Annotated in this window: 2 protein-coding genes; both read right to left on the minus strand. The window is 52.4% G+C overall.

The features are described from left to right. Positions 1-590, minus strand: a 590-nt coding sequence (locus GX117_02760; GenBank protein ID NLO32267.1) for a glycoside hydrolase family 10, incomplete at its 3' end; no start/stop codon positions are given. A 110-nt stretch (positions 591-700) separates the two neighbouring features. Continuing rightward, on the minus strand, positions 701-1,930 hold the full coding sequence (locus GX117_02765; GenBank protein ID NLO32268.1) for a DEAD/DEAH box helicase: 1,230 nt from the start codon (positions 1,928-1,930) through the stop codon (positions 701-703). Positions 1,931-2,258 lie beyond the last annotated feature (328 nt).

The raw sequence follows: 2,258 nt of genomic DNA on the forward strand, positions 1-2,258 counted from the left end.
AGGATATCCTGTCCATATCGCTGCGCGATTTCTTCGAAGCGTTTAGTGTAAGCGCTGCGCAGTGCCTCCGCCTCAGTGGGGCTCCAGTCCGGGTTGATAGCATGCCACAAGAGCGGATGTCCTTTTGCTGTGATGTTATGGGCTTTGCACCAAGCAAGCAAGACATCGGGCGGCGGACGACGCCAGATAAAGGGCGCTTCTTTTTCAAAGCGCAGCTGACCGCGCACCGGCTCGAGATCTGCCCAGTAGAAGGGCAGTGACGCAAAATTGAAGATGTCGGTAAAGGCGTTTTCATAGCGTTGGTTCAGTTCGGGAGTGGCGAGCTGTCCCAACACAAAGAGATTCGCGCCAAACAAAAAATCGTGGGTCTGTTGTTTGGCGGTAATGGTGACTTCGGACAGGGGCGCGCCGTCTTTGTCCACAACGGAAATTACGGCGTCGCCTTTGCGGTGTGCTTCAATACCGGCGTCAATCTTCGCTTGTATTTCCGGAACAGCCCAGACCTCCTCGAAAGCTTCGCTGAATTCGGCTTGCGCAGAAGCTGCGCAGATCCAGCACAGAATCAACAACAAGGAAATGGGGTAACGCATCTTTTTGTCCTCCATGATCGGTTTTTTTCATGCAGCAGCACAGTGACCCTTCAAAGGGTATCGTACCATGGGAGGACATTCCAAATTTAGGATGCCCGTATACCTGTAGCTTAGCGGCGTGGGAGCAAGCTTCTGCCCCGTCGGCGTCGCGATACGGTGGGGCTCTGCGTTTCTTCTTGGGGTCTGAAGAGCGTCAGTATTTTGGGCGCGCCCTCATAGAGACGCCGCTCGATGTTATACCCGAGCGCGGCTTCAATGGTGCCCAATGCGGCATGGTCGGAAGGCGTTACGAAAGTAAGGGCAGTGCCTTGTCGTGCTGCTCTGGCGGTGCGCCCGATGCGGTGTATATAGTCGTCGGCGTTTTCAGGAATATCGTAGTTGATCACATGGGAGATATCGTCGATATCCAGCCCACGGGCCGCTACATCCGTGGCGACGAGGACTTGAAATTTCCCTTTGCGAAAACCGTTGAGTGCTTGTTGGCGCCGCTGCTGTGGCAAATCGCCATGAATGATCGCTGTTTTGAAGCGGCTGCCTTTCAAAGCGCGGCCGACCCTTTCAGTACGGCGGATGGTACGTAAAAAAATGAGAGCGCTGTCGATGGCTTCTTCTTTTAGGATTTGAAGGATCACGCGGGGCTTTTCATCTTCACGAACAGGCACTACCAACTGCTGCACGGAGTCCACGGGTTTCGCAGTGATCCCGACCTCAATACGGGTAGGGTGCTGCATCATATCGTGGGCGAGACGTTCTATACTGGGCGCGAAGGTGGCGGAAAACATAAGCGTCTGGCGTTTTTTGGGCAGCTGTTTGAGGATGCGGCGAATATCGGGCAAGAAACCCATGTCCAGCATACGGTCTGCTTCGTCGAAGACCAAGAAGCGCAGGGTATTGAATTGGAGGGTATCTCGAGAAAGGTGATCCAGCAAACGGCCCGGCGTTGCCACAATAATATCGCAACCTTGCTTTAACTTCACCGTCTGGGCATGGATGCCCACGCCGCCATAGATGGCGACGCTGCGCAGATGGAGGGGGCGGCAGAAGGCAGCGATAACCGATTCGACCTGCACGCAAAGCTCCCGTGTGGGCGCCAGCACCAACATGCGATTCGGGGCAGGCGGCGATTCGACGAGATGGGTCAATCCCGGCAGGGCAAAAGCGAGGGTTTTCCCCGTACCTGTTTGTGCCGTGACGACCATGTTTTTCCCTTGCAAGGCGACCGGGATCGCTTGTGCTTGAACCGGGGACGGATTCGTGATCTTCATGGCTTTCAGTACGGGCAGACAACGGGGATCCAAGTTATACTCGGAGAATGAGGAGATGGTATCAGTGTTTTTCATAGATACACTAGTATAGCATAGTTACGTTGTGTAGGAGGTGTATTTCTTTTCGAATCAGAATTTTATAAGTCTCTTTGCCTCTTCATTCCTTTTATCAGAAGAAGAAGGTTGTAGGAATAAATAATAATACTTGCAATTTCAAGCGAGTTATAGTATTCTGTTACAAGCAATATAGTTTAATCTACGTTGATTTGCTACATTAATGAGCATGTATTTTGAATGGCTGTCAGGTGGCGCGTACAGCAAAAGGGTCGATTGCGCCCACGGGATAGCCGGAAAAGTTTTCATAAGGTAGCACGGGTAAATAAGGAGTACGTGACGATGTCCC

The organism is Candidatus Hydrogenedentota bacterium, assembly GCA_012523015.1.
Classification (GTDB): domain Bacteria; phylum Hydrogenedentota; class Hydrogenedentia; order Hydrogenedentales; family CAITNO01; genus JAAYBJ01.